Source organism: Corynebacterium sp. (genome assembly GCF_030152825.1).
Taxonomy (GTDB): Bacteria; Actinomycetota; Actinomycetes; order Mycobacteriales; family Mycobacteriaceae; genus Corynebacterium.
Window position 1 is genome coordinate 1 of record NZ_JASLIP010000094.1, and the last position, 3,006, is coordinate 3,006.

A 3,006-nucleotide genomic window follows, 5' to 3' on the forward strand; every position below is an offset into this window, starting at 1 on the left:
CTTGGTGAACTGCTCCAGCACCCAGTCCAGGTTCTCATCGTCGAGCACGATGAAGGGGTCGTTGCCGCCCAGCTCCAGCAGGGACTTCTTGTAGTGCTCGCCGGCGGTCTTCGCCACGGCGGCACCAGCCTGCTCGGATCCAGTGAGGGACACACCCGCCACGCGCTTATCCGCCACAAAGGCATCCATCTGGGAGCCGGAGGCGTACACGTTGATGAAAGCATCCTTCGGCAGCCCGGCCTGCTCCAGCAGGTCCTGGCAGGCCTGGGAGGACAGCGGGCAGATGGATGCGTGCTTCAGCACCAGCGTGTTGCCCAGCAGCAGGTTCGGTGCTGCCCAGCGGGCGACCTGGTAGTAGGGGAAGTTCCACGGCATGATGCCCAGCACCACGCCGAGGGGCTCCTTGCGCACCCAGGTCTGCTGCGCGCCCTGCTGGGAAAGCTGCTCATCCGCCAGGAGCTCGTGGGCATGCTCGGCGTACCAGGTGAAAATGTCCGAAACGATGTCGATTTCCGCCTCGGCCCAGCGGGTCAGCTTGCCCATCTCGCGCCCGATGTGTTCCGCCAGCTGCTCCTTGTTCTCCTGGAACAGCTTCGCGGTCTTCCGCAGGATGTCTGCGCGCTGCGCGATGGGGGTCTTGCGCCACTGCTCGCCTGCTGCGGTGGCGCGATCCAGAATTGCATCGCGGTCGGCATCATCGATGCGGTTGAACTGCTCTTCTTCTTGGCCAGTACTTGGATTCTGCAATGCAAAAGTGCTCATAGCTCCTGCCTACCAGATGCATTCGGCCGTGTCAGCGGGCGAAAACAAGAACCCCGGCCCGCGGTGCAGTACCGAGGGGCCGGGGATTCACCGTGTGCCCAGCGCGTTAGGTCAGGCCAGCAGGCCGTGGAATTTCACCGAAAACTCGCGACGGCACTCGCGGCATTGCCAGGAATTATCCGTTTCCGTGGTCGGAAACAGGTTCTCCCCCATGCAGTAGGGGCAGAAGTTCACGGTCGCACGCCGACCGTTGCTGTGCCCGGACTTCCCACCGATCGCCTGGTTCACCGGTGGCAGGGAATCAGTATCGGGAACACTCATCGCAGGGCCTCCTCCTCAGCGCGAGCGACCCAGGAGCTGAACTCCTCGCCGTCCTCGCGCTGCTCCTTGAAGTTCTCCACGACGCGGACCACGTAGTCGCCGACGTCCTCGGAGAACACGTTGTTGCCGCGCAGCTTGCGGCCGAAGCCCGGCTCCAGACCGACCTTGCCGCCCAGGTGAACCTGGAAACCCTCGACGCGGTTGCCGTCCTCATCGGTCAGCACCTTGCCGGATAGACCGATATCTGCGACCTGGGAACGGGCGCAGGAGTTCGGGCAGCCGTTCAGGGAGATCTTCAGTGGGACGTCGAGGTCACCGACTCGCTCCTCCAGCTCGTCGACCAGCTGGATGGCGCGTTGCTTCGTCACAACGTGCGCGAGCTTGCAGAACTCCAGGCCGGTGCAGCTGATGATGTCGCGGCGGAAGGCCGAAGGCTTCGCGGACAAGCCTTCCTTCTCCAGCTCGGCAGCGAGCTTGTCTGCATTCTCCGGGGTCAGGTCCAGGAAGAGCAGCTCCTTATCGGGAGTCGTGCGCAGCCGCGTGGAGCCATAGGACTCGGCGAGCTCCGCGAGACGCTGTAGCTGGGCGCCGTCAGTGTGCCCCACCGTGGGCTTCACACCCAGGTAGACCTTGCCGTCCCGCTGCTCGTGGATGCCGATGTGGTCGCGGTAACCGGGGTACTCGCCCGGATCCGGGCCGTCGACGAGCTTGCGGCCGAGGTAGTCCTCCTCCAGCACCTTGCGGAACTTCTCGACCCCCCAGTCGGCGACGAGGAACTTCAGGCGCGCGCGGTTGCGGACCTTGCGGTAGCCGTAGTCGCGGAAGATGCGGACCACGCCGGCCCACACCTCCGGGACCTCGTCCAGAGGAACCCAAGCGCCGAGGCGCTGGGAGAGCATCGGGTTGGTGGACAGCCCGCCGCCGACCCAGACGTCGAAGCCGGGGCCGTGCTCCGGGTGGTTCGAGCCGATAAACGCCAGGTCCTGGATCTCGTGGGTGACATCCTGGCGGGAGTTACCGCTGATCGCGGACTTGAACTTGCGTGGCAGGTTGTCGAACTCGCCGCTGGTTAGTAGTTCTTCCTTGATGGTGTGAATGGCCGGGGTGGCGTCGATAATCTCGTCGGCAGCGATGCCTGCGACCGGGGAGCCCAGGATGACGCGGGGGACGTCGCCGCAGCCGAAGTTGGTGTCCAGCCCGACGGCCTCGAGCTTGTCCCAGATGGTCGGGACGTCCTCGATGCGGATCCAGTGCAGCTGGACGTTCTGGCGGTCGGTGAAGTCCGCGGTATCGCGGGCGTAGTCGCTGGAAATCTCGCCGATGACGCGCAGCTGCTCGCTGCTGACCAGTCCGCCGTCGAGGCGGATGCGCATCATGAAGTAATTATCCTGCAGCTCTTCGGTGCTGAGCGTGGAGGTGGCCACGCCGTCGAGCCCCGGGCGACGCTGCGTATAAAGACCAACCCACTTGAAGCGGGGCGCGAGGTCCTCCTTCGGGATGGAGTCGAATCCCTGCTTCGCGTAGGTCTCGCGAATGCGGTCGATGACGCCGAGGCCGGCGTCTTCTTGCTTAATCTTCTCGTCGTCGTTGAGCGGAATAGTGCCGTCGACGAGCCACTGGCCTTGCGGCCGGGGCTTACGCTTCGGCCTCGGACGGGTGGTGGTAGTTGCAGTCATGGTGAATTTCTCCAGTCGATCGTGCGTTGTGGCGGTCTTGCCTGGATCCGCAGCGCGGGCTGCAGATCAACCTACACCAGACAGACCGTGCGGTCTATAACTGGATACACTAAACCGCCGAGGCGCCAGGTTGCAAGCAATTTCAGCAAAGCCAATTGCGTTAACTAGACAATGCTGTCTACACTCTGTTGTGATCCACCCCCCAGAATCTCGCAATCCCCTCACGGTGGGATTAGCTTGGTGGGTG

General features: G+C 63.7%; 3 protein-coding genes. All 3 read right to left on the reverse strand.

The window, feature by feature from the left end; all coding sequences use genetic code 11:
• The coding region (locus Q1V78_RS08950; RefSeq protein ID WP_300613736.1) for an aldehyde dehydrogenase family protein at nt 1-762 on the reverse strand (762 nt) is incomplete at its 3' end.
• Between the two features lie 111 nt (nt 763-873).
• Complete coding sequence (locus tag Q1V78_RS08955; protein WP_015381947.1) at nt 874-1,083, reverse strand: hypothetical protein; 210 nt, start codon at nt 1,081-1,083, stop codon at nt 874-876.
• Complete coding sequence (locus Q1V78_RS08960; protein ID WP_300613742.1) at nt 1,080-2,759, reverse strand: nitrite/sulfite reductase; 1,680 nt, start codon at nt 2,757-2,759, stop codon at nt 1,080-1,082. The genes Q1V78_RS08955 and Q1V78_RS08960 overlap by 4 nt, the downstream gene beginning before the upstream one ends.
• Nucleotides 2,760-3,006: the final 247 nt, after the last annotated feature.